The organism is Thiobacillus sp., assembly GCA_024235835.1.
GTDB lineage: Bacteria > Pseudomonadota > Gammaproteobacteria > Burkholderiales > Thiobacillaceae > PFJX01.
In genome coordinates this window covers 233,560-256,301 of sequence record JACKLQ010000003.1, presented here as the reverse complement: position 1 = coordinate 256,301, position 22,742 = coordinate 233,560, and the positions used below count along the sequence as shown (strand labels likewise).

The 22,742-nt window shown below is 63.2% G+C and carries 23 protein-coding genes; 1 reads left to right on the top strand and 22 read right to left on the bottom strand.

All coding sequences use genetic code 11. The features are described 5' to 3' along the window. Positions 1-39: 39 nt before the first annotated feature. The 9 genes from H6935_15310 to H6935_15270 form a co-directional block, all read right to left on the bottom strand. Positions 40-1,074, bottom strand: coding sequence for a TIGR03761 family integrating conjugative element protein (locus tag H6935_15310; GenBank protein MCP5279701.1), 1,035 nt, complete (start codon positions 1,072-1,074; stop codon positions 40-42). Between the two features lie 166 nt (positions 1,075-1,240). After that, a complete protein-coding gene (locus tag H6935_15305; GenBank protein ID MCP5279700.1) occupies positions 1,241-2,725 on the bottom strand; it encodes a hypothetical protein in 1,485 nt (494 codons plus the stop codon). Continuing rightward, a complete protein-coding gene (locus tag H6935_15300) occupies positions 2,718-3,113 on the bottom strand; it encodes a hypothetical protein (protein ID MCP5279699.1) in 396 nt (131 codons plus the stop codon). Before H6935_15300 ends, H6935_15305 begins: the two co-directional genes overlap by 8 nt. An 8-nt stretch (positions 3,114-3,121) precedes the next feature. Beyond that, complete coding sequence (locus H6935_15295) at positions 3,122-3,673, bottom strand: DUF2857 family protein (GenBank protein MCP5279698.1); 552 nt, start codon at positions 3,671-3,673, stop codon at positions 3,122-3,124. Next, positions 3,670-5,208, bottom strand: a complete 1,539-nt coding sequence (locus H6935_15290) for a ParB N-terminal domain-containing protein (GenBank protein MCP5279697.1) — start codon at positions 5,206-5,208, stop codon at positions 3,670-3,672. The genes H6935_15295 and H6935_15290 overlap by 4 nt, the downstream gene beginning before the upstream one ends. A 31-nt stretch (positions 5,209-5,239) precedes the next feature. Further along, positions 5,240-6,127 carry a ParA family protein gene (locus H6935_15285; protein ID MCP5279696.1) on the bottom strand — a complete coding sequence of 296 codons (888 nt, stop codon included), beginning with the start codon at positions 6,125-6,127 and terminating at the stop codon, positions 5,240-5,242. An 84-nt stretch (positions 6,128-6,211) separates the two neighbouring features. Continuing rightward, positions 6,212-6,403: a helix-turn-helix domain-containing protein gene (locus H6935_15280; protein MCP5279695.1), complete on the bottom strand. Its 192-nt coding sequence runs from the start codon at positions 6,401-6,403 to the stop codon at positions 6,212-6,214. 375 nt (positions 6,404-6,778) lie between these two features. Further along, complete coding sequence (locus tag H6935_15275) at positions 6,779-7,354, bottom strand: hypothetical protein (protein MCP5279694.1); 576 nt, start codon at positions 7,352-7,354, stop codon at positions 6,779-6,781. A 147-nt stretch (positions 7,355-7,501) separates the two neighbouring features. Then, positions 7,502-7,801: an HU family DNA-binding protein gene (locus tag H6935_15270; protein ID MCP5279693.1), complete on the bottom strand. Its 300-nt coding sequence runs from the start codon at positions 7,799-7,801 to the stop codon at positions 7,502-7,504. Between the two features lie 107 nt (positions 7,802-7,908). On the opposite strand from H6935_15270, the gene H6935_15265 reads away from it, so the two are divergent. Continuing rightward, positions 7,909-8,097, top strand: a complete 189-nt coding sequence (locus tag H6935_15265; GenBank protein ID MCP5279692.1) for a hypothetical protein — start codon at positions 7,909-7,911, stop codon at positions 8,095-8,097. 94 nt (positions 8,098-8,191) lie between these two features. Here the strand turns inward: H6935_15265 and H6935_15260 are convergent, their stop codons facing one another. From H6935_15260 to dxs, 13 genes are all read right to left on the bottom strand, one after another. Further along, a complete protein-coding gene (locus H6935_15260) occupies positions 8,192-9,451 on the bottom strand; it encodes a site-specific integrase (protein ID MCP5279691.1) in 1,260 nt (419 codons plus the stop codon). A gap of 970 nt (positions 9,452-10,421) precedes the next feature. Continuing rightward, positions 10,422-11,267: a tetratricopeptide repeat protein gene (locus H6935_15255; protein MCP5279690.1), complete on the bottom strand. Its 846-nt coding sequence runs from the start codon at positions 11,265-11,267 to the stop codon at positions 10,422-10,424. A 22-nt stretch (positions 11,268-11,289) separates the two neighbouring features. After that, entirely contained in the window at positions 11,290-11,622 is a 333-nt protein-coding gene (locus H6935_15250) for a hypothetical protein (GenBank protein MCP5279689.1), read from the bottom strand. Positions 11,623-11,708: 86 nt separating this feature from the next. Further along, entirely contained in the window at positions 11,709-12,029 is a 321-nt protein-coding gene (locus H6935_15245) for a hypothetical protein (GenBank protein ID MCP5279688.1), read from the bottom strand. An 82-nt stretch (positions 12,030-12,111) separates the two neighbouring features. After that, positions 12,112-14,322, bottom strand: a complete 2,211-nt coding sequence (locus H6935_15240; protein MCP5279687.1) for a hypothetical protein — start codon at positions 14,320-14,322, stop codon at positions 12,112-12,114. Between the two features lie 182 nt (positions 14,323-14,504). Then, entirely contained in the window at positions 14,505-15,182 is a 678-nt protein-coding gene (locus tag H6935_15235; protein MCP5279686.1) for a hypothetical protein, read from the bottom strand. Between the two features lie 463 nt (positions 15,183-15,645). Beyond that, on the bottom strand, positions 15,646-16,638 hold the full coding sequence (gene glk / locus H6935_15230) for a glucokinase (protein MCP5279685.1): 993 nt from the start codon (positions 16,636-16,638) through the stop codon (positions 15,646-15,648). Continuing rightward, positions 16,635-17,123 carry a DoxX family protein gene (locus tag H6935_15225; protein MCP5279684.1) on the bottom strand — a complete coding sequence of 163 codons (489 nt, stop codon included), beginning with the start codon at positions 17,121-17,123 and terminating at the stop codon, positions 16,635-16,637. Before H6935_15225 ends, glk begins: the two co-directional genes overlap by 4 nt. A 23-nt stretch (positions 17,124-17,146) precedes the next feature. Then, the gene (locus H6935_15220; protein ID MCP5279683.1) at positions 17,147-18,700 is read right to left on the bottom strand and encodes a diguanylate cyclase; all 1,554 of its coding nucleotides are present in this window, start codon (positions 18,698-18,700) and stop codon (positions 17,147-17,149) included. Positions 18,701-18,758: 58 nt separating this feature from the next. Then, on the bottom strand, positions 18,759-19,019 hold the full coding sequence (locus tag H6935_15215) for a hypothetical protein (protein MCP5279682.1): 261 nt from the start codon (positions 19,017-19,019) through the stop codon (positions 18,759-18,761). Between the two features lie 6 nt (positions 19,020-19,025). Further along, positions 19,026-19,730 (bottom strand): type 1 glutamine amidotransferase, encoded by a 705-nt coding sequence (locus tag H6935_15210; GenBank protein MCP5279681.1) that lies wholly within the window; start codon positions 19,728-19,730, stop codon positions 19,026-19,028. Between the two features lie 175 nt (positions 19,731-19,905). After that, on the bottom strand, positions 19,906-20,754 hold the full coding sequence (locus tag H6935_15205; protein MCP5279680.1) for a GTP cyclohydrolase I FolE2: 849 nt from the start codon (positions 20,752-20,754) through the stop codon (positions 19,906-19,908). A gap of 68 nt (positions 20,755-20,822) precedes the next feature. After that, positions 20,823-22,688, bottom strand: a complete 1,866-nt coding sequence (gene dxs, locus H6935_15200) for a 1-deoxy-D-xylulose-5-phosphate synthase (GenBank protein ID MCP5279679.1) — start codon at positions 22,686-22,688, stop codon at positions 20,823-20,825. Positions 22,689-22,742 lie beyond the last annotated feature (54 nt).

Genomic DNA, 22,742 nt, shown 5'->3' with positions numbered 1-22,742 from the left:
CCCAGGTGCTGACAACCTCTCCATGAGACTTGGCGGGACTCACAGCAAGGCACCTTCCCTATCCGGATTACCGGCGAACTCCCGATCCAGGGCGCCCTCCGCCACCTTCTGCAACAGGGCGAGCTCCTGCTCGGAGAGGTTCACCCGCCGGCGGGTGTGCCTCGGGGCCACGCTGCCGGTGAAGACCGGCTTGGGTACCTCACCGAAGATGCCATTCACCGCCTTGACCCGCTTGGCCGCCTCCGTATCCGCGCCGGGCAGCCAGTCGCTGCGGGACAGATCGCGCAATTCCTGCCGGATCAGGTAGCGCTCGAAGCGCACCGGGGTCTCGAACACCCCCCGGATGCGTCGGGTCACCTCCCGGATCAGCTTGCGGCCCTCGTCGTCAGTCATCAGGTCCTTGCGCACCAGGGTCTTCACCTGCCGCACCCGGTAGTCGTACTCCACAATCAGTCCCGCCACCGTGTAGCCGTAGGGGGAACGGAAACCCAGCTCAAGGGAGACCGGCTCCCGGGACTTGAGGATGGAGAAGATCAGTCCCTTCCGGGCCGCGGCCTCGAGGTGCTGCTCGCACTCCCGCCCCAGTTCGTCCAGGGCGACCTTGAGGCTCTGGATGCGCTCGCCGGTGTCGATGAGCGCCCAGTCGGCGTAGGGGTTGTCGTTGCCGGACAGGTACCAGATGGAGCGCAGGGCCGCAGCCACCCGCTTGCCACCGACGATGGGCTGCAGCTGGCCCTGGGGATCCCGTGACCGGCCCATGAACAGCCGATGGGCCTCCTGGGTATGCAGCACCATGGCGTCCGGCGCCTCGTCGATGAGCCCGCCCGCTTGGACGGCGGCCTCGGTGTCCGGCACTACTGCGTCCGCCCCCTGGCGCAGCCGCCAGGCCGACTGCATCCCCTCGAACTGGCGCAGGCGCTCGGTGTATTCGATCACCCTCGGCCAGCGGGGGTCGGACTCGTCAGGCTGCTCCGCGTCGAGCAGGTCGGCCAGCGCCATGCGCTCCGCTTCCAGATCGTAGCCGTCGGGGAAGGGATGCGACAGGGGTGGGGTCGGGGTGGAGGTTGGGTTCATCGCGGTCCTTTCGTGTTCAGGTTGCGCCAGGGCCATGCCGGTCGGGGTCGGCTGCGCCAGCTTGGGGACTTGCAGGGTGTTCGCAGTGCGAACAGCAATCGTTGGACGGGGGTTGCGGTAGTCCGGGTGTTCGCAGTGCGAACACTTCTTCCGCGCGGAAGCTTCCTCATCGCCCGACCCCTTGCACGCCCATGCCCAGCTGCGTCCGCATACGCACCAAGTGCTCTCGGGCGGCCAGGCGGGCGGCGGGGTCAAGGCCCCGGCGCAGCGCTTCCCGGTCCTGGCGCCGGGCGGTGGCCCGTGCTTCGGCCTCCTGGCGGGATTGGGCGACCCGGTAGGCGATGGTAGGCAGGAAGCGTCCTGCCCGGGCGATTCGGATCAGGGTGTGCAGATAGCCCAGGGGATTACGGATCTCCCGCCCCCGCACCATGCCGGCATGCTCGTCCAGAACCAGCTGGCGCAGTTCGGGGGCGAGCTCAGCGAGCCAGGTTCGGGCCACCGCCTGTTCGGCGGGCAGCAGTCTGCCGGAGAAGACCAGGGGGGGTTCCGCTTCGGCACTCTCTTCGCGCCTACTCCCACAACAGCCGTTGTCCGTGGTGAGCGGTGCTGCGATGGGCAACCCTGGGGAGGGGGCTGGGGGTGGGTTGGTGTTAACTTCTTGAAGTGTTTCGCCCGCTCGCGAGGGCGGGCCGCCAGGCGCCTCCTGCTGCGGGTTGGCGCCAGATGGTAAGTTTCCGGAAACCGGCCGACCGGTTGGCCGCTTTCCGGATTCCCTGTCGGCCGATTCATCGCCTCCCTGTTGGCCGCTTTGTCCGCTGCCAGGATGGCGGGAAGCGCCGGACAGGAGGGCCGCTTTCTCCTTCCCCTGGATGGCGCAGGGCGCCAGACTGTCATACCCATTTGCGTCAATCCCGTCATGATCGTCCTCCAGGGCGGCGAGCAGCCGGTCAAGACGCGGACGCACCACCCGCCGGGCGGGCAGGCCGCTGGCCCAGCGCGCCTCCAGCAGACTCTGGCCGGCGAGCCGGGTCCGCGCACTGTCCACTTCATGGCGAGTGAGCCGGCAGTGACGGCCGATGAGGTCGGGGTAGTAGTTGAGCCAGCCCGTGGTCGATCCGCCCAGGGCCAGGTCCTTGCGGCAGGCAAGCAACAGATGGGAGAGCAGGAGGCCGCCGGACAGCGATCCCGCCACCAGGGCAAGGCGCCGGTACAGGGCCGCCGGCCGGCCCAGGAGCCGGCGCAGCAAGGGATCGTCCCAGTCCCAGGCGGCAAGGCTGGCCTGGGCTGCTTCGGCGAGCCGCGTGGCCAGCAGGTCCAGATCGACCCGGAAGTGCAGGCGTGCAGGCATGCCGCGCCGCTTTTCAAGGAGGAGCCCCGCCGCCTGCAGGACACGCCGGGCGCCCGCCTGTTCGTGCCGGGACAAACCGGTCTCCCGCTGCCACTCGGCCCGGTTCTTCCAGAACCAGCCGTCGCGCTCGGGGTGATGTCGCAGCCAGTTGCGGGTCCAGGTGAGGGCCACGGACAGCAGGGCCGCGGCCTTGTGGCTGCCACAGAGGGGGGTGAGGGACGGGAAGTAGGTGATGTAGTCGCCGTCCAGCAGCGCCTTGAGGCGGTTCAGCTCCTGCAGGCGTGAGCGCGGATCGTCAGCCACCGAGACGCTCCGACCAGTTCTCGGCTGCCTTTTGTTCCAGGGCCTCGCCCAGCCGTCGCCAGTTGACCCGGAACCAGAGCACCGCCGGCATGCCCACCCGGCGTTCCTCCAGCAGGCCCCGTTCCCGGAGCTGGCGCCGGGCGGTCTCCTGTTCCCGGCGGGTGAGGCCGGTGTCCCGCTCCCACTCGGCCTGGGTGCGGAGGAACCAGCCGTCACTGTCCTCCGGGAGAGACTCGTAAGCATAACCGGCGTAGGACAGGAACAGGGCTGCGGTGATGCCGCCGGCCACAGGCACGTAGGCCCGGTGGAAGACGATGGGCTCGTCCAGGAGGTCCAGCATCAGGGCCGTGTCCATGGGCCGGAGGGCGGCGCCGGACGGTGGACGCATGCCGCCGCTCATGGCCGCGCCTCGAACTCGTGCACCACGGCGTGCAGGCTGGCCAGGGTGAATCCCGGGTAGTCCTCCGCCAGGGCCAGGTAACGCTCGGCCGGATGCAGGGCGGCATCTCGCAGGGCATGCCAGCGGGCATGGATACGGTCCCGGGTCTCCGGGTCGGGCAAGGGCGGCCGGCCACGTGGCGCCGGTTCACCCTGACGTAGGCGGTGGCGGATGGCCAGAGTCACCGCGTGGGGACCAAAGAGCTCGGCCAGCAGGGCGCGCGGCGCTTGGTGGGCGATGCAGCGCTCCAGGAGGCTGGATTCCGAGTTCAGCCGGTCCAGGATACGCAGGGCGTAGTCGAGGCTGACGGGGTCCAGCCGGATGCCGATCTTGAGGTGCTTGATGGCGGCGAGGCGGATGAGCTCGGTGGCGCGCAGGCCCCGCAGCCGTTCCACCATCCGGACGTTCAGTCCCGTCTCGGCGGCTTCAGCCAGCTCGCCCTGCTCTAGTCGGGCCAGCAGCACGGACAAGGCCAGCAGGCGCTGGTGCGGATCTTCCAGGGCGATCATCCACTGCCCCGCCGGTGGATGGGCTCCAGCAGGTGCCGGTAGGCAATGGGATCGGCGGTCCGCGCCCGGGCGGCCAGCCGCGCCAGTTCCAGGCATTGCGCCACCAGGGATTCGTGCTGGAGCAGGTTGAGCAGCGACCAGGGATCGATAGCGGCCAGGCCGTCCCGGGTGGCATGGGCGAGGAGGTCGTCCTCCACCAGGAAGGGATAGGCGGACTCGTCCATACCCGCCTCCCGCAGATACACCCGCCGCCAGCGGGAGGCCTCGGGCAGGCTCAGGGCCAGGTTGGGGTCCATCTGCCCGGAGGCGGCCGCCAGCAGCCACCAGAGGGTGCCACGCAGGTCCTGTTCCTCGTCCTGGGGCAGCGGGGCGGCCTCCATGTAGTAGCCCAGGGGCAGCCCGTCCAGGGGGGCAAACCAGCCCGCCACGCCACCGGCCCGGGCCAGGCGTTCGGCCGTTTTGCGCAGCAGGTGGCCCAAGTCTTGGGGAGAAAGCTGCTCCGGGATGATGGGTGGAGGTTCCGGGGTGGGCTGGGGGCCCGGTTCGGTGGCTTGGGTGATGGGGCCAGGGATGGCGTTAGAGCCCGTCCCAGCCTGGGGCATGGAGGGGGAAGTGGATTGGGTGCCACACAGTTCCAGGTCCTGCCGTTGCGCCCCCGGGGTCTTCTCCAGGGCGGCGAGCATCTGGGTGAGCCGCTTGCCCTCGATCCCGAGATGCATGGCCAGGGCGGCCTCCCAGCGCCGCAGAAGGTGTTCTGCCGCGGCCCCGACGTCCGGCCCCAGGGCGAGGACGTGTTCATGCAATGCCGGGTCGATAATGCGTCCCTGGAACGTTGCCTCTTCGATCTCGCAAAGACCCGCCAGTCGCCTCAGCAGGTTCATGCGTGGCTGGATGCGCTTGACGTCCAGCCCTGTGAGTCGCTGGCCCAGGGGGGCGAGGCGCTCCAGGGCGAATTTCATCAGGCTGAGGTTGGCCAGGGCCACGGGCAGGCCCAGGCGCTTGAGCTCGGCTTCCATCTGGCGCAAGGATAGGGGGCTGCCAGTCTGGACCTCCAAGGCGGCTTTGATGTCCATGATGCCGGCGGCCCTATCCCAGAAGCTCATCTCACCTCTCTGGTCGTTCTCGCCGATGTGGCCAGCGATGGCCTCCGCGTCGCCGCGCCAGGCCTTGAAGGTGAGCTCCACCCGCTCGAAACGGGTCTCGCCTTCCCGGACCAGTTCTTGAAGGATAGCCAGGCGGGTGTTGCCGCCGCCAGAGACCATGTAGTGCGTCTCGGCGGGGCGGCGGGTGACATTGAAGGGGGTCAGGAGCCCCACCGCGCGGATGGAGGCCTTGATCTCGTCGAAGCGGGGGTTGAGGGCGCGGCGGGGGTTGCGGTCGTATGGGCGGATGTCCAACACCGGTACCAGGATGCGGGCGCCGTCCAGGTCGTCGCCGCGTTGGAGACTGGCGGCGGCGTCCGCCGGGCCGGGCAGGGTCAGGCGGGTGTGCAGGCGCTGGCGGAGCTCGTCCGTGGCTGACGTGGGGAGACCCATGGCAGGGACCGGGCCAGTATTGTGCTCCCGCTCATCTGACATGGGCGGCCTCGTGCGGGGGGAAGGCGGCCTGTGCCCTCGCGTGTCCGTTCCCTCCGGCGTACACCCCTTGCAGCGAGGGGATCAGCTCCCAGGCAAGCCGATGCATGAGTTCATACGGGCAGGCGCTGGCCCCAACTCGCTGGCGATCGAAGCGATGCACCGGCACCTGGGCGGTGGCCGCCGCCTGGTAGGCGTTGGCGTCCGGGATCACCGTGTCCAGCACGGTGACCCGGCCCTGGGCGCGGAGGAAGTTGGCACGGATGGTGTCGGCCACCAGGCGGGAGTTATTGGTGCGGCGCAGGCAGTTGATCACTGCCTTCATGGGCCCCAACCCCGCGCCGATGGCACTAGAGGCATCCAGGCGCTCCAGCATGCGCAAGGTACCGTCCATGAACTCCGAGCCGCTCAGCACATCGGGCCGCACCGGGGAGATGAGGAGATCGGCAGCCAGGGCCACCGCGTCCTCCACGGCGCCGGCGCCGCCGTGGGCGTCCAGAATGACGCAGTCGTAGCGGGCCAGCACCTCGGGGGAGCGCAGGGCAAGCTTCAGGCGCACCGCCCGGTCGATGCGGGCATAGAGCCAGTCGGAGAGGTTGATCTCGGGGCTGTCGGAGACCACGATGTCCAGAGCGCCGGAGAGGTGCGGCAGGTCGATCTCGGAGATTGCTTCACGAGTCACGACACCCCGGGTGATGACCTGGGTGAGGCCATGGGGGGCCAGAGAACGCAGGGGGAAATACTTGGAAAGCGAGGGTTTCTCGTCCGCGTCGATGAGCAATACCCGCAACCCCATGTCCGCCAGCAGGGCGCCGAGGTTTGCGGCCAGGGTAGTCTTGCCCACCCCGCCCTTGGTGCTCACAAGTGCGAGCTTGATCATGTCTTCGCCCCAATCCGGATGAGGCCGTCGGGGCAGATGCCACCGACGGTTCCCAGGACCGGCGTCATGGGATGTTGCATCCCATCAGGCCGTGGTTTCGCCGACAGTCTGGCGCTTCAGCCAGAGCTCCAGCTCGGCGCGGCGATATTTCACCAAACGGCCGACCTTGATGTAGGGGATCTCATGCCGCTTGGTACACCGCCACACCTCCAGGGTGCGAGGGTTGAGGCCCAGGTAGGCGGCCGCCTGTTCGGTGGTGAGCAGATCCGAACGCATTAGGCTCGCCAGGATCGGGTGGGGTTCGGGTTGATTTGCTGCCGATTGAGACATGTTTGACCTCCGGTTATTGCCCAGCGCATCCACGCATGGGAGAGACGATAAGGAAGAACTTCCTTGCTGTGTCCGCTGCGGATGGCAGGCATCCGGTCAAGGCGAACAGTCAGTTCAACGGATGGTCATCATTGATAAATAAGGGAAATTTCGGCACGACCGGTGACGGTCATTGCACGTCGTGCAGCTACGGAGAACTGCGACAGGGGACGTGCGTCGGGAGTAATCGCCGTTGGGCGGCGTGCGGCACGGTAGTACGGGGTGGGGTGGGATCAAACCACCTGGCGGCCTGAACGCAGGCCATGGCGTGAGGATTGGTCGCTATGCAACCAGGCCCAGGACTTCCGCCTGTTGCCGCGCCTCACTCAGGTAATTCGCGATGGTGCCCCGGTCCAGCGCCAGGCCCAGCCGCTCGGCGTCGTCAGCGATGTCGCTGGCATCGTTGTAGGGCATATCCAGTTTGAGGCCATATCCCTGGGTGGCCAGGACATAGATCAGGCGAAGCAGGAACTGCTTGCTGCGTGGGTGGGGGGCGGCCTCGTCCGCTTCGCCCAGGGTGTCCTCGAGATCCCGCCCGGCGCGCTTGCGTTCCAGACGGAAACGTTCGCGTACTGCTTCCAGCAAGGGACCGGGCAGGGGCAACCCCTTGCCCAGGGCGTGCTCGATGACGGTGAAGGGGTGGACGCCATGCGGACCCGCATCGGTGGCACTCTTGAGGATGCGGTAGATCTTGGCCGCCTCGATGAATTCGGGCGGCAACTCCCGGCCATCCAGACGGATGCCAGAACCCCGGACACGATCCGGATCCAACCCGCACAGCAGTAAGGCGGCGTCGCGATGGCTCCACGCATCGAGCTTGGACCAGAAGACGTAATCTGGTCCGATTGACGAGTCCATCGGCTGCTCTCCCTGGTTCTGGCGCGCCGGCTGGAGCTCGGAATCGGTCTGCCTGGCGCGATCACTGTTCTACCAGGGTTGCGCCGGATTCGCCGCCCCGGTGTTGTCAATTCCTTGTGGTGGTGTCCACACCCGGACACCTGGGAATTACTTTTTCTTGCCGCCTTTCTTGCCGGCGGCCACCCGGTCCTTGAAAGCCTTGCTGGGCTTGAAAGCAGGCACGGTGGTTGCGGCGATCTTGAGGACCTCGCCGGTGCGCGGATTCTTGACAGAGCGGGCGGCGCGCTTGCGGGACTCGAAAGAGCCGAAGCCGATCACGGAAACCGAGTCGCCCTTGGCTACGGCCTCAGCGATGGTGTCCAGCACCACCTCCACGGCCCGCCCGGCCGCCACCTTGGTCATCTCGGTCTTGCTGGCGACGGCTTCGATGAGTTCGGATTTGTTCATGTAGGAGCCTCCATGCTGCGGGTTGTTGTCGGATCGAGAAATCATAGCAGTCCGGCTGCGGACGAGTGTATGCGCATTGAGGTTCCAGCAAGGCCGGGAAAAGCGTGATGACCGGATTTGCTTTCTCGCTGGTCACGTTGCGTGCCGATCTTCATAATTCCGGCACCTCCCTGATCGCCGCAATGGCGATCTTCTTCAAGGCGCCCCAGCGGGCGCCTTCTTTTTTGGGTGGGCGGTTTCAACCCCCAAGTGCAACGGTTGATGAAATTGAATTGGGAGGCGGTTTCCTGGAGTGAGGTTGAGAGACGTTGATCAGTCAGGAGTTTGCTCATCCAACTCCCGCCTGAATGATCCGGATCAGATGCTGGCATTGAGTGCGGATCACCTCGGCTATTTCGTGCTGGTTGCAACTTGCTTGGTCCCTTCCTGCACCAGACCGAAGATGGCTGACTGAGCCTTTTCCATTGCATGCTTGACCGGATCGACGGACAACCTGGCATAGATCGCGGTGGATTGCGGATCCTTATGACCCAGCGCGCCTCCGGCGACCACGAGACTCGCTCCCTCGATTACCATCCAGCTTGCCAGCGAACGGCGCAGGTCGTGCAGGCGGATGCCGTTGAGCCCAGCTCGTTTCAGGAGTCGCTGCCACGCTCCCTTCGGAGGTGTGATATAGCCGGTCTTGCTGTCGGAGGGGAAGACGTACTCTCCCGATGCGCTTTCCTGGCGCCGCTTGAGAATCTCCAGCGTTGCCGTGGTGAGGGGAACGACGAGGGCATCACCGTTCTTGGAGTGCTCGCTGGGGATGCGCCAACGTCCGTGCATCAGGTCGAGGTCTTCCCAGCGCATTGCCAGTACGTTGCTACGCCTTGCCCCCGTCAGCAGCAGCAGGAGGAGGGCGTCACGGGTTGCCTCACCCTCGACCTCTCCAAGTGCCGCAAAGAAGCGGGGTATCTCGTCTGCCTGAAGGAATCGGTCCCGCTTGAGTTCGCGGAATTTCTCGATACCTGCCGCGGGATTGTCCAGGGCGATCAACCCCAACTTGATCAGCCGGTTGTAGATGGCGCGCAGCAACTCCAGCGCCCGGTTCGCGGAGTAGGGTCCGCAAGCGGCTCCCAGGTTGGCGTGCCACTTCGAGACATCCTCGCGTCTGATGGACGATAGCTTGCGGCTGGTCCAGTCCACGGCACCTTCAGGCTTCGTCCGTTCTCGACCATGCCGTTTGCGCGTTCCGTCCGGAAGCTTGCCAAGATAGAGATCGAACATTTCGCGCATGGCGGGGACCGTTTTCAGGCCGTGGGGAATGGCGTATCGGTTCAGGTAGGTATCGAACGCCTCCTTCAGGGTCATCTCGGCGCGCTTCTCGCGCTTGACGTCGGCTGGGTTCCGGCCCTCGGCAATCTCGCCGTTCAGCCTCGCCGCCGCTCGTCGTGCTTGTTCGACGGTCATTTCCGGGTAGCCACCTAAGCGCACCCACTCAGCACGTGTTTCGATCCAGCGCACCAGATAGAAAGACCTGGCGCCCGTGCTGGTCACGCGCAGGGCCAGTCCCTTGGCCTCATCATCGAACCAGGTTGCCCGCTTGCCCGGGGCGGGCAGCGGGAGGCGGTCGATGGCCGATTTGTTGAAGTGAATCTTGCTCTCTGACACAATCTCCCCTTATTTAACACGCCGTATCCCACATGCCGTGATGTCTACCCGGGCTAATGCCGGGCTAAGACCGGGCTAAGGAAGTACGGCAAAGTCCGTAAAAGCCGGTTGCGTTAGATATAGCATAACTCGGTGTTTTTATGGGGTTTATTGAGGTGCGTTAAGGTAGGTGATAATCGAGAAAATCCCCGCCGGCCCGGCTACGAACCAGGGGGTCGTGGGTTCGAATCCTGCCGGGCGCGCCAAGTAATTCAAGGGCTTGCAGAAATGCAGGCCCTTATTGTTTCTGTCGCTTGTCAGCGGGGCCTTTCTTGTCGCCGTTTGGTAGCCGATTTCCGAACGCTTCCCCTTGATCCATGGCAGGGTCACGTGCAGCCAGTTCCTCAAACGGCTGATTTTTTCGGCCGGTCCCCCCCGGCGGGAGGGGACTTCACTGAGTGAATCCACCTTGAGCGTGATTCCAAAAACCATTTATTGCGGCGTCCGATAAGAGATTACTCAAGGGCAACTTCCAGCACACGTTCAACGAGCCAGATCATTGCGAGGAGGAGTCCAATGGGAACGAATCCGAACCCTATGCAAACCCATCCCGCGCGACGTGGTGGTATGAAGATGAGCTGAACCACTCCAAGCAAGAACGATAACCCACTGCAGAGCCCCACTGACAGGAAGGACAACAAGGTCACTGCGCCACTGTCCACGAACCCAATCACGGCGCCAGTGGGCATCAGGAAGTACCTGCCCCAGGTAAACAACACGATCGAAGATGCCAACATGGAACACCCGATCGATACCTTTGTGCACCTGGGCTGTCTGGCATACCAGTCTATGAGATTGAAGGGGGGTTCAGTGGGCATGGCCGTGGCATCCTATTCTGTGCATGCGTAAACACGTTGGAACGAAGTATCGCGGGTTTGAATCCAGCCGACGTGCCAAATGGTTCCCAGGCTTGAAGAATCCCAAGCCGTCTTCATGGAGTCTGGTGTGGCGGGCTTGCAGCCAATTCATCGCGCATGCGGGCAATGCGTGCGAGTTGCGCGGGTTGGTGATGTTGTTCTTGCAGCAGGCATTCGGCGATGTCCAGATCTTCCAAAGCCTGCACGGTCCTTCCGGCAGCCATCAGGAGTCCTGCGCGAGCGATGCGGAAGTCAGGCTCCTCCGGATCTAGGCTGATGGCCCTGGTGTAAGCACGCAATGCTGCCTGGGGAGCGCCCCGGGACTCATGGAGCTGACCGCGCAGGAAATGGGCATCCGGTTCCCCGGGCTCCCAGGCCAAAGCTTCGCCCAACTGGCGTTGGGCGCCAGCGAGGTCGCCCTCGGCCAGCATGATCCTGCCGCGCAGCACCGCCAGGCCCGAGCGCAGTTCGTGGGGCGGGTTGGGCGACAGGCTTGCCAATTCGCGCTTCGCAGCTTCTGGCGAGCCTAGTTCCAGATGGCAGGTGGCCCGCCAGCCCAGCACCGCGTCCATGCCGATTTCATAGGTCTGGGTGCTTCCCTCTTCAGCGTCCCGTTCGTGGCGGAGAGTTGCGTAGGTTCCCTGACCGAAGCCGTGTCTGAGGCAGAGATCGAAATATCGCAGCCCCCGGCCGTGATCGCCCAGATTCGTATGGCACAGGGCCAGGCCCAGGTAAGCCTCCGGCCGGGAGTCGTCCAGCAGCGCGGCTGTGGAGAATGTCTCCAAGGCTTGCCTGATCGCCGCGCAGGAAGCATCGGCGATGACGAGATTGAAGCCTTTCAGCAACTGGGCGACGTAGCTCCCTTGCGCGGCATCCGGGTCTGCTTCACCGGGCTGTCCGAATTGAGTATCTGAACTCACGATGCGCTCGCCAGCGAGGGCGCTAGGCCGCCGAGAATGGGAGCCATAGCCCGAACGCGACCATGGTGCCCAGCAGGAGGGCGAGCAGCAGGTAGATGGCCGACCAAAGCAGGCCTGTGGTCATGTCGATTTTGTCCCCCGCCCGCCACAATCGGCGGAGTGTCAAGGCGGGGGGCAGGAATAGAAAGCCCCAGGCCAGCCAGAACACCAATCCGTAATCCTGACTGGGGGTGCTGAAGGCGGGGCCGAGCACCGGCAGGCTCAGCAGCTCTGTAAGACGGGGCAGGTTCCCCGCGAACTCGCCGAGCCAGTGCCCGTAGCTGTAGGCCAGTTCCGGGCGCACGATGAAGAACAAGATGCCCAGCAGCGCATACCAAAGGCAGACGACTAGAGTGGTAAGGCGTTTGTGCGGGAGCATGGCCATGGGGACAAGGGCAGGAATCAGAAATACACCTTCACGAAGGCGAGCAAAGCGGCCAGCAGGCCCAGAAACACGAAGTGGATGCTTGCGGCGACGGCGAGGGTCAGCGTCACCGTCACGATGCGCCGGGAGCGCAGCGGGTGCAGGGCCAGCATCAGCGCGCCGGGTGCTGCCGCTGTCAGGTAGATGCCGATGGTGCCCAGGTCCCGATACCAGTTTGTCAGCATGGGCAGGGAGCTGCCCTTGCCTGCGACGCTGAGGGAATTGACCGTTACTTCCATCTCCCAGGCCGCCAGCCATGCCAAGGGCAGCGTCACCAGCAGCCAGATTGCGGCCAGCACGGCATGACTGCGATCCGGGGGAGTGCCGACTTGGCCTGGCGCGGGTGAAAAGGTAGGAGAAGCAGGGATCATGCGCTGGCGCTCATTGTTCCTTGTAGATCCAATCGACATACAACCCGGGGTCAGGGCCGAACTTGCCGCCGATGATCAACTCCTTGCGGGCACTGGCGGGGATGGTGATCGCTGTCGTGGAGGACTTGCTCAACTGGCCATTTCGTCTGTTTCCCTGGAGGGGCAGTTCACCCGTCCCGAGAGCGACCTGCGTCTTGTCGAAATAGCTGTTTTGTCCGCCCCGCTTGATGTAATAGGCGAAACTCCGTGTGTAACCTCTTCCGTCGATGAACCCGATGATATTTCCCTGGGTTCTCAGTCGCAGGGTTTCTCCCGGGCGGATTCTGGGCGGCGGCGCCTCGAAGGTGAACTGGGCGGAATAATTGGACAGTGACTGGCCACCGGTTCGGAAACTCTCCTTGAACCTGAAGGACGCCGAGCCCTCGGAAATGGAGTAGTAGTCCTCGGTTTCCGTACCGCCTAAGGTTCTGTTGCCGGGAAGGGCGCGTTTCTCATGTTTGCAGGTCATCGTTGCCCCACAGATATCGGTAGGCGTCTGGTACTTGCTGAACACGACTTTGTCCAGGACGAAAACCCGATTCCCTGATAACGATGCGTTGCCGGCATGGCCTAGCCAGCGTCTCTTGGCCCCGTCCCAGATATCACCGCTCTTAAGTGCGGTCAGGTTCGGCGTGGACTGGTCATCGTCCCAGCTGCAGGTGCGGGTCTTATCGTTGTAGTAGGCGTATTTGCAGTTGGGTGCGGCATCGGCACAGTGCTTCGGGCAATCGTCCTTGGCCACGGGGCTGATGGACAAGCCTCCCTTTCTGGGCTTGTTCAGTACGCACAAGTCTTCCTTTTCGAAATCGGCATACTGGCCACCCCAACCGCTGCCGATGTTAGAACCCAAGCCTTTGCGGAACAGTTTGTAGGACAACTCGTCAAGCCTGGCGCCAATTGCGGAGGGCTTGGGACTGACTTCAGTCAGATCGCAAAGCAGGCAATGGCCATCGATATCACGGGTGCGCGCGAACCATTGCGTGATATGCACCAAGGCTGAGTGGGCGAGATCGGCGGCCTGCCTGCATTTCCGGTGGTCCTCGGTGCTGTAGCAAGTTTCCACGCCTCTTTCCATGCGCTCGGCACGGGTGGTCAGGCGGTCTGCCTCGGAAATGCTCCAATCTTCGTAGGAAAGAAAGCAGCTTGCCGCACTAACCGGGACCGGCGTCGGATTGGGTTTGGCGTTGCCTCCTATTCCGTGCTGCCCCACACTCATGCAGACGGTCAGGGCGCCTTTGTTGTCCGCCAGCGCGTCATCCTGTTCGTTGATGCGGAACTGGAAATCGGGGCCGGTGGCGATGCCCATGTGTTTCCTGACCCTGACCCAGGAGACCGGGCCATGGCTCCCGTTTCGCATCAGCAGCGCAGCGAACGGTAGGCCCCGGTGGTGCTTTGCATGGGGGTATTGGCGATCCATGCGGTCGCCCAGGCTGCCGCTATAGCCCTCGGGGCCCACGGTTGCGTGGGTGTCGTGCACGTTCCAACTGCCTTCTACCTGGATGACGCCGTTGAACCCTTTGGGGATGGCCACGGCCTGCCAGTCGGTGTCGGCCTTGATGGTGGCGCAGTACTGGCCGTCCTGGACTTGCTGGGCGGGTGATTTGGCAGGCAGGCTGTGCCGCGAAGACGGTTTGGAAGGCGTGATGCCAAGCACCTCGTAGGCCGGTCTGACGGTCTTGACGCCCGTGTATTGCTCGACCAAAGCGTTCTCTTTGCCCCTGGCCGCGGCCTTACGGAGTTTGTGGACACGGTCGTGCTCTTGCCACGGGTTTCTGGCCATTTCCAACCCAAAGATCTGGTCGACGCCGAGGTGCAGACAAGCTACCGCTTCCATATATCCAAAATCGTCGGCGGCGGCGAGTTCGGCGCGATGCAAGCCATGTCCATAGGCCAATGCCCGGCGCTTCAGAAACCATGCATCATGAGCATAGTCATCGAGACCAAAGTCGTCTGGTACCGGGCCTGACAAATATTCCCGATTAACGAAGGCTTCGAAGTTGTGCCATAGAGACGAACTTCTGGGGTCTTGGTAGCCGCAAGAAATTTCGACCTCCTGTTGGGCCGAGGCATTTCCTGAGGAAATTATTGCAGCCAATGCGACAAATATCGCAGCCAATATGGAAAGACGGCTTCCAAAATACAAGCCACCCGGCTTTCGTTGAAAAAATCCGTCAATGTTCATTCCGTATCCTGAATAAAATCTATAATACTGGCAAAACAGAACGAAGATAATGGCTGGAATTTTCAGGGTTGTGCCGATGGTTCTGTTCGATGCACGCAACCTTCCGCAGATATCTTGTAAATCACGCTGGGTTTAACCTATTCCCAATGCGGAAAACATTTTCCAAGTGCCTACACAATTAACTACATACATTGCAATTCGCTGCCCAGCATTCCAGTGCCCGGTACTGGTCTCTGCCCCGGCGGGCAAGGGTTGAAATCAGGCATGGGGGGATTGATTGGGGGCCGCGGTTTCGGTTTGTCGAAGTAATGGCATTGTTCCTTATGCAGATTGGCCGAGATGTATACGGTCGTACCGCGCCATTGTTGTGGCTGATGATCCTGGTTGGGCGAAACAAAGACATCAACGGCTTTGGTCTGGCCTCCCGAGTCGTGGGCGCTGTAATCGAAGGTGACTTCCGAAACCCACCCGGATGAAGTTCTGCCAAGGTCTTTGCTGTAGTGGCGTCTATCCTTATCGTCGATGATCCAGATAAGGGGGGGGAAATTCCTGGACTTTGCCTTGACTGACAACTTGTTGCCTTTGGGAACCTGCGCCTGGAATCTGTTGTAGTAATGACCTTTGGGTTTGTAATAACCGCCCCTGTTGCCCACTTCAACGCCCGTACCGTCGATGCCTAATGAAAAATGCCCTTCCGCCAGCCTGAATGGCTTGTCCTGATAATGACAAAGATAATCGGCCGCCATCGCGGAAGTCGTGGCGAATAGAAGTATTAGTGCAATACGGCTCGTAAATGTACGCACATGCCCAATGGATTTCGATGGTAATAGCCAGGTGTTTGTTTTTGACTGCTGGGGCATGATGCATTCCTTATGAATGATTGCTCGAATTCGATGATTGAAGTGGTGCCGCTTTCTCATTTATTTCGTGACTCTGGTTGCAAATGACATTTCTGGTTTCCGGCCTGCCCTGGCATGCAATCGCTTGTACTTGTGAAGGGGGTACAAAAATGAATGTCGGCCTGACATCGTCGTGACGGGTTTCGCGAGCGGGTTCATGTATTTGCCATTGGGAGCCCATTACCTGTGCGGTCCCCGTCGATGGCCAGGCCCTCTACGGACAGGTTTTCTACAAAACAATATAGACACCATGGTCTTGGAAGCCAAGACATGATTGGTACGTCGCGTCGGGCGAACCTGGTTCTGGGGAAGGAGTGCTTCCGTGTGCTGCTGGCGCCGCCGTGGGGGGGCCAGGGAATTACCGTGTGGGCAGTGGTGCCGGCTTCCGGTACGCCGCTCGCTTCTGTGGCCTGGGCGCCGGGAACTAGCCCTGCGTGTTTGCCTGGCCCTCTGACCGGGGCTGGATTGCCGCCACCGCCGCGCCACGCAGACCGATCGCGTCATCCAGCACCACGGCCACGGGCACCGTGTGCATCCAATCGCTGAAGCGCCCCTTGGCATGAAACCCCGCGAGAAACTCGGGTCCACGCAACAGGGGCAGGATCTTGGGGGGAATGCCGCCAGCCAGGTAGATGCCGCCCCTTGCCTGGGTCAACAGGGCGATGTCACCCGCCACCTGTCCATAGATGGCTGCGAATAGCTTCATGGCATGGACGGCGGCAGCATCCTGTCCGGACTGGGCCGACACGCTGATGGCCTGGGCGGGAATGGGTTCATCCAGGACACCAAATCCGTTTTGGCCAGCCTCCCCTGCACAGAAGCGATAAAGATCGATGATGCCCGGACCTGAGAGGAGCCGTTCCACGGACACCCTGCCATAGTGGCTGCGGAGGAAATCCAGCAGGCGGTCCTGCTCTGGGTTCAAGGGGGCAAAGCCGATGTGCCCGCCTTCCGTGGGAATGGGGTGATGAAGGCCGTCGCGGGGGATGCCGATGCTGACGCCAAGACCCGTGCCGGCGCCCACGGCGGCCTTCACGCCTTCCGTGCCAGGGATGCCTTCCTGCAGCGTGGTCAGGTCTTGGCTCCCCAGGGCATTCAGGCCCCAGCCTACGGCACTGAAATCATTGACGAGGCCCACGTGCTTCAATCCCAGGCCCTTTTCCAGGGACGCTGCATCGATATGCCAGGACAGGTTGGTGAATTGGACATGGCGCCCGTCGGTGGGGCCCGCCACGGCCAGACAGGCGACTTCCAGTGGTGATGCTTGCCCCAGGTACTGCGCAAGAATGACCGCGAGGCCGGTGAACTCCTCATTCCTGAAATGCCGTATATCGGAAAGGGTCACCTTTGTACCGCTGACGCGGGCCATGGCAAGGCGGCAATGGGTGCCGCCCACGTCTCCCACCAGGATGTTCATGACCAGAGTCGGCGTTCGCCGCCCATGTGCTTGAGCCGGATCCAGTGGTCCAGGCTAAGTTTGCCCGGCCCGGAAAAAATGAGGGGCAGGAACATGACCATGTAGATGACAGGCAGCTTCCATCCGGAGTCGCAGACGTTGTAGCCCAATCCGGCATGCACCGAAATGATGGCAACGACCGTCAGGATGGACAGGGACACGGCAAAGAAACGGGTGGCCAGGCCCAGCACCAGGGCCAAGGGGCCGATGAGCTCGAACCAGGTGGCCAGGTGCCAGCTTATTTCCGTGGGGACGAGGTTGAGGGGAAAGGGAAAGCGGTCCTGGATTTCACTGAACCAGTTGCTGCCCTGGAGTTTCTCCACGCCGGAGGTCCAGAACTCAAATGCCAGCAGCAGGCGCAGGGCCAGGGGGGGGAGCCAGCCACCCAGGAAATCCAGCCCGGCCAGGACGCTCCGGGCCTGGGCTTTCAACTGCTGGAGCTGCATCCGACTCATGGCGCCCCCTTTGATCAGTGCTGATGCACAACGATGTTGTCGCGGCCTTGCTGCTTGGCTTTGTAGCATGCTGCATCTGCAGCCGCCAAACATTCGTCCAGGGTGGACCAGTGGGGGGGGACATGCACCACGCCCATGCTGGCGCCTGCCGGGAAAGTCCTGCCCTGCCACTCGAACCTGTGCTTGGCGATGCTGTCCCGGATGTCCTCGGCAATCTGCTCGGCCTTGGTGTCCGGGCAGGCGTTGAGCACGATGGCGAACTCGTCACCACCCATGCGCGCCAGGAAGTCCGAGTCACGAATGCGGGACTGCATGAGGTTGGCCAGTTGTCGCAACAGTTCGTCGCCCGCTGCATGGCCCCCCGTGTCGTTCACCGGCTTGAAATGATCCAGGTCGATATAAAGGATGGACAGGGGGAAATCGCCGGAACGCTTGCTTCCCAGGATGCGGGCCAGCCTTTCCTCGAAGGCGCGGCGATTCATGAGGCTGGTGAGGCTGTCGTGGTCCGCCTGCCACAGCAGCCTGCGATGCATCTCCCTGGCCTCGGTCACGTCCCGCAGCACCAGCACCCCGCCCATGATTTCCCCTTCAGTGGTGTGGATGGGGGCGCAGCTGCCTTCCACTTCATACTCCAGGCCCGGCGCGGACAGCAGGCATGTGGAATCGGGCAGGCTGGCGCGGTTGCCCGCCAGGGTGTCCTCCACCAAAACTTTGCTCAGATCGTCGCTGTTCCCCTTGCCGTGCAGCCGCAATACGTCACCCACGGGCTGGTCCAGGGCAGTGGGCGCGCTGAAGCCCAGCAACTGCTCGGCGACGGGATTGAGATAACGGACACGCTGGTCGGCGTCGAACCGCACCACCGCGTCGCCGATGGCATGGAGGGTTACCTGGGCCCTCTCCTTTTCCTCGTACAAGTCCTGCCCTAGCCGGCGGCTGAGGCGGATGACGAATACCGCGATGACCAGGCCTACAGCGAAGGCGCCCGCCGAGAGGGCCACGGTGAGGTGGCGGGCCCTGGCGCTGGCCTGGCGGGCCTCGTCCATGGCGGCCTGGTTCTTGGCCCGCTGCATGGCCACCAGTCCAGTCCATTCCCGCATCATGGATTCCTGGGTCGGCAGCATGTTTCGACGGACGAGATTCCTGGCCTCGTTGAGCCTGTCTTCCTGTGACAGGGCTATGATCTGCTCGGCGATGGCCTCGACGGCCCGCACCTCTTGGCGGATACGGGTCCACAAGGAGAATTCGGATTCGTCCAGGGGCAGGGAGAGGAATTGGTCCCTGGCCTGGATGAATTCCATGGCCATGCGGGAGAAACGCAGGATTTCCTCGTCCCGCAGGAAGGGATCAGCCATGTTGCTGGCCAGCATGAGGGACTGATAGCGGGCTTCATGCACGGCGCGCATGGTCGTGGCCAGTTCGGCTTTCTGGTTCCTCTCCGCGACAATGGCCGTCAGCTGGTTGCTGAGAATGCGGATATAAGTGACGCCGATGGCTGTTACGCCCGCCATGAGGATCAGCATGATGCTGAAGCCTGCGATGACGGGGACCAGGGCGGAGGGTCGCTTCATGGGCCGCTACTCTGCTCGCCCCCGGCGGGGGAGTCAATTTGGCTGCCTGGGTATCTCCTCAATCCAGGATTTCCAGGTCCAGAAGGGCGGCGTTCAGGTCGATGCGGTCATCGGTGAGCACAGGCAGGGTGTAGGTTGCAAAGCCGTATTCGAAGGGACGTCCCAGATGGTCCGCCATCAGGCTGGGCCGAACCTCGGGCTGCAGGACCAGGGACGGCGGCTCATCCAGGACTTCCACGATCACGCAAGCCTGTCCCAGGTGCCTTACACGCAGCCCCACCAGTGTGCGCAGGTGGGGCAGGGCGATGACGTGGGGCATGGGGCTTCAGCTGCGCAGGCCGGCCAGCCAGTGGGCATAGAGGGTTTCAGCGGCGGCATGGAGTTGGGGCAGGCGGCCGGCGCTGAGGGCCAGGATCTGGGTTGGGGTCTGCACGGCGGGGCTGTCGGATGCCGCGATCTCCTCCGCGCCCACCTCGCACCAGGAGTGGATCATGGCTTCGGTCATTTCCACGTGGCATTGCATGGCCAGGTGGGGGCCCAGCACGAAGGCCTGGTTGGTGCAGTTGGCGTTGCCCAGGATGCGGGTGGCTCCAGGGGGAATCGAAAAGGTCTCGCCGTGCCAGTGGAAGGCGTCGAACGCTTCCAGGTCGCCCAGCCACCGGCTGGCTTCGGGGGTATCCGACCGTGCCACCCGGCCCCAGCCGATCTCCTTGATGGGGTTGCGCGAGACCTGGCCGCCCAGGGCCTTGGCCATGAGCTGCCCCCCAAGGCAATGTCCCAGCACGGGGATGTCCAGGTCCACGGCATGACGAATCAGGGACATTTCGGGGGGTATCCAGGGCAGGTCGTCGTTGACGCTCATGGGCCCCCCCATGAACACCAGTCCGCCGAATTGTTCCGGCGTGGATGGGACAGGTTCGCCTCCATCGATGGCAATGAGTTGCCAGGGTATGCCCCTGGCTTCCAGGAAGGTGACGAAATGTCCAGCTCCCTCGGTGGGCGCGTGGCGGAAGATGGCGACAGGTTTCATGGTGGCCTCAGTTGATCACAACGCTGCCAATATCGGCTCCTGCCCTTTTACCAGTTTTCTGTGCTCGAAAATCGTTTGGGCTCAGTGGCTGTGGATGCACGCCAAGTAAATCTTCGCAACCAGGGGCCCCTGCTCGCCGGAATGACATCCCGGAGCAGGGAAAGCAGTTCGGGGTTCAGCTACCTGCTGTGGCCTGTTTCTCGTGCTCGATCAGCGCGTAGGCGGAGTGGTTGTGGATGCTCTCGAAGTTCTCCGCTTCCACCACATAGGCGTCTATTCGCTGGTCCTTGTTCAGGGCAGCGGCCACGTCCCTTACCAGGTCTTCCACAAACTTTGGGTTCTCGTAGGCCTTCTCGGTAACGAATTTCTCGTCCGGCCGCTTGAGCAGGCCGTAAAGCTGGCTGGATGCGTTTTCCTCGGCGACCTGGATGATGTCCTCGATCCACACGAAGGCGTTGGTGCGCACGGTGATGGTGACGTGGGAGCGCTGGTTGTGAGCGCCGTAGGCGGAAATCTTCTTGGAGCAGGGGCACAGGCTGGTGCAGGGCACCAGCACTTTCATGGTCTGGATGTATTCGCCGTTGCGTATCTCGCCGATGAAGGTCACGTCATAGTCCATCAGGCTTTCGACGCCGGACACGGGGGCCTTCTTGTTGACGAAGTAGGGGAAGTTCATTTCCACGTGGCCGGATTCCGCCTCCAGCTTCACCACCATCTGGCGCAGCATGCGCTCGAAGGACTCCACGGAGATCTCCCGCTCGTATCCGTTGAGGATCTCGATGAAGCGGGACATGTGGGTGCCCTTGAAGTGGTGGGGCAGGTATACGTACATGCCGAAGGTGGCGATGGTGTGCTGGGCGCCACCGGTCTTGTCCAGCACCTTGACGGGATGGCGAATGGCCTTGATGCCCACCTTGTCGATGGCGATCTTGCGGGAGTCCGGGTAGTTCTGGACGTCGGCGATGGTGGCCTGGCCTGGGGGGCAGGCGGCGGGGGTGTCGCAAACCGTGTCGCAGGTGATCATGGTCAATATTCCAAATTACTGATGTTTCAGACGGAGCCCAGTATAGGGCAGTCCAATACCCGAGTAAACTACTCGGGTAATTTATTCCTTACGGCAGACTCGATGCCGGCGGCATCCAGGCCGCATCGGGCGAGGAGGGTGGCGGGGTCGCCGTGTTCCACGAAGCGGTCCGGCAGGCCCAGGTGGAGCAGGAGCCTGGCGAGGGACAGTTCAGCCAGGCACTCGGCCACGGCCGAACCGGCACCGCCCATGACCACGTTTTCCTCTGTGGTGACCAGCAGGTCGTGGGTTTCTGCCAGTTGCCGTATCAGGTCCCGGTCCAGGGGTTTGACGAAGCGCATGTCTGCCACGGTGGCATCCAGGCTGTCCGCGGCCACCAGGGCGGCATTGACCGTGGCGCCAAAGGACAGGAACGCGACACGCCGGTCCTGTCGAGTGCTTTCCCGGCGCACGATGCCCCTGCCCACTTCCAGGGGCTCCAGGTCCTCGGGAAGCGTGGCGCCCGGTCCGCATCCCCGGGGGTAGCGTACCGCGCTGGGTCCGTTGTGGCGGTAGGCTGTGGTGAGCAGTCGCCGGCACTCCTCCTCGTTGGAGGGCGCGGCGATGAGCATGTTGGGTACGCAGCGCAGGAAAGACAGGTCGAAGGCCCCCGCGTGGGTAGGGCCGTCCGCGCCCACCAGGCCGGCCCGGTCGATGGCCAGCATCACCGGCAGGTCCTGGAGCGCAATGTCGTGGATGAGCTGGTCGTAGGCACGCTGCAGGAAAGTCGAATAAATGGCCACCACGGGCTTGCTGCCTTCGCAGGCCATGCCCGCGGCGAAGGTGAGGGCGTGTTGCTCGGCAATGCCCACGTCGAAATGGCGCTTGGGAAACTGTCGTGCGAATTCGGTCAGGCCCGAGCCCTCGCACATGGCTGGGGTGATGGCCACCAGGCGTTCGTCTGCCTTGGCCATGTCCAGCAGCCACTGGCCGAACACCTCCGTGTAGGTGGGACGTGCACTGGGCAGGGCGCAGGATTTTGCCTCCACGCCCACCTCGATCTTGAACTTGCCCACGCCGTGGTAAAGGCAGGGGTCCGCTTCGGCCTGGGCATAGCCATGGCCTTTCTGGGTGACGATGTGCAGGAACTGGGGCCCCTTCAACTGGCGGATGTTGGCCAGGGTCGGGATCAGGGCGTCCAGGTCGTGCCCGTCGATGGGCCCCAGGTAGTTGAAGCCGAATTCCTCGAACAGGGTGCCCGGCGTGACCATGCCCTTGATGTGCTCTTCCGCCCGCTTGGCCAGTTCGTGGATGGGGGGGAGGTTGGAGAGCAGGCGTTCGCCGGTGCTGCGCAGGTTGTTGTAGAAACGGCCGGAAAGCAGCTTGGTGAGATAGGTGTTCAGCGCTCCCACGTTGGGGGAGATGGACATTTCGTTGTCGTTGAGAATCACCAGCAGGTTGGCGTCCGAGGCCCCGGCGTTGTTGAGGGCTTCGAAGGCCATGCCGGCAGTCATGGCGCCGTCGCCTATGACGGCGATCACGCGGCGGGGATCCCCGGCCAGCTTGGCCGCCTCCGCCATGCCCAGGGCAGCGGAAATGGAGGTGCTGGAATGGCCGGCGACGAAGGCATCGAAGGGGCTTTCCTCCCGCTTGGTGAAGCCGGACAGGCCATCGGTCTGGCGCAGGGTATGCATACGCTCCCGCCGGCCGGTGAGGACCTTGTGGGCATAGGTCTGGTGGCCCACGTCCCAGATGATGCGGTCCTCCGGGGTGTTGAACACGTGGTGCAGGGCCACGGTGAGTTCGATCACCCCCAGGTTGGAGGCCAGGTGGCCGCCAGTGCGGGATACGGACTGGATGATGAATTCCCGCAATTCGTCGGCAAGATCCTTGAGATCGGAGCGGCCGAGCTGCTTCAGGTCCCCGGGGGTGTTGATCGTTTCAAGCAAGGGCATGTCAGTTTGCACCGGGCCGTACCCAGCAAACCCGAACAGCTTCGGGCGGCTGTG

Excerpts from the sequence above, each read along its gene's own strand:
- H6935_15235 (MCP5279686.1), bottom strand. The coding sequence starts at position 15,182 with ATGCCCCAGCAGTCAAAAACAAACACCTGGCTATTACCATCGAAATCC.
- H6935_15220 (MCP5279683.1), bottom strand. The coding sequence starts at position 18,700 with ATGAAGCGACCCTCCGCCCTGGTCCCCGTCATCGCAGGCTTCAGCATC.
- H6935_15280 (MCP5279695.1), bottom strand. The coding sequence starts at position 6,403 with ATGCGTTCGGATCTGCTCACCACCGAACAGGCGGCCGCCTACCTGGGC.
- H6935_15295 (MCP5279698.1), bottom strand. The coding sequence starts at position 3,673 with ATGATCGCCCTGGAAGATCCGCACCAGCGCCTGCTGGCCTTGTCCGTG.
- H6935_15265 (MCP5279692.1), top strand. The coding sequence starts at position 7,909 with ATGACCGGATTTGCTTTCTCGCTGGTCACGTTGCGTGCCGATCTTCAT.
- H6935_15270 (MCP5279693.1), bottom strand. The coding sequence starts at position 7,801 with ATGAACAAATCCGAACTCATCGAAGCCGTCGCCAGCAAGACCGAGATG.
- H6935_15215 (MCP5279682.1), bottom strand. The coding sequence starts at position 19,019 with ATGCCCCACGTCATCGCCCTGCCCCACCTGCGCACACTGGTGGGGCTG.
- H6935_15205 (MCP5279680.1), bottom strand. The coding sequence starts at position 20,754 with ATGATCACCTGCGACACGGTTTGCGACACCCCCGCCGCCTGCCCCCCA.
- H6935_15275 (MCP5279694.1), bottom strand. The coding sequence starts at position 7,354 with ATGGACTCGTCAATCGGACCAGATTACGTCTTCTGGTCCAAGCTCGAT.
- dxs (MCP5279679.1), bottom strand. The coding sequence starts at position 22,688 with ATGCCCTTGCTTGAAACGATCAACACCCCCGGGGACCTGAAGCAGCTC.
- H6935_15290 (MCP5279697.1), bottom strand. The coding sequence starts at position 5,208 with ATGGGTCTCCCCACGTCAGCCACGGACGAGCTCCGCCAGCGCCTGCAC.
- H6935_15240 (MCP5279687.1), bottom strand. The coding sequence starts at position 14,322 with ATGAACATTGACGGATTTTTTCAACGAAAGCCGGGTGGCTTGTATTTT.
- H6935_15210 (MCP5279681.1), bottom strand. The coding sequence starts at position 19,730 with ATGAAACCTGTCGCCATCTTCCGCCACGCGCCCACCGAGGGAGCTGGA.
- H6935_15285 (MCP5279696.1), bottom strand. The coding sequence starts at position 6,127 with ATGATCAAGCTCGCACTTGTGAGCACCAAGGGCGGGGTGGGCAAGACT.
- H6935_15225 (MCP5279684.1), bottom strand. The coding sequence starts at position 17,123 with ATGCAGCTCCAGCAGTTGAAAGCCCAGGCCCGGAGCGTCCTGGCCGGG.
- H6935_15310 (MCP5279701.1), bottom strand. The coding sequence starts at position 1,074 with ATGAACCCAACCTCCACCCCGACCCCACCCCTGTCGCATCCCTTCCCC.
- glk (MCP5279685.1), bottom strand. The coding sequence starts at position 16,638 with ATGAACATCCTGGTGGGAGACGTGGGCGGCACCCATTGCCGCCTTGCC.
- H6935_15300 (MCP5279699.1), bottom strand. The coding sequence starts at position 3,113 with ATGCGTCCACCGTCCGGCGCCGCCCTCCGGCCCATGGACACGGCCCTG.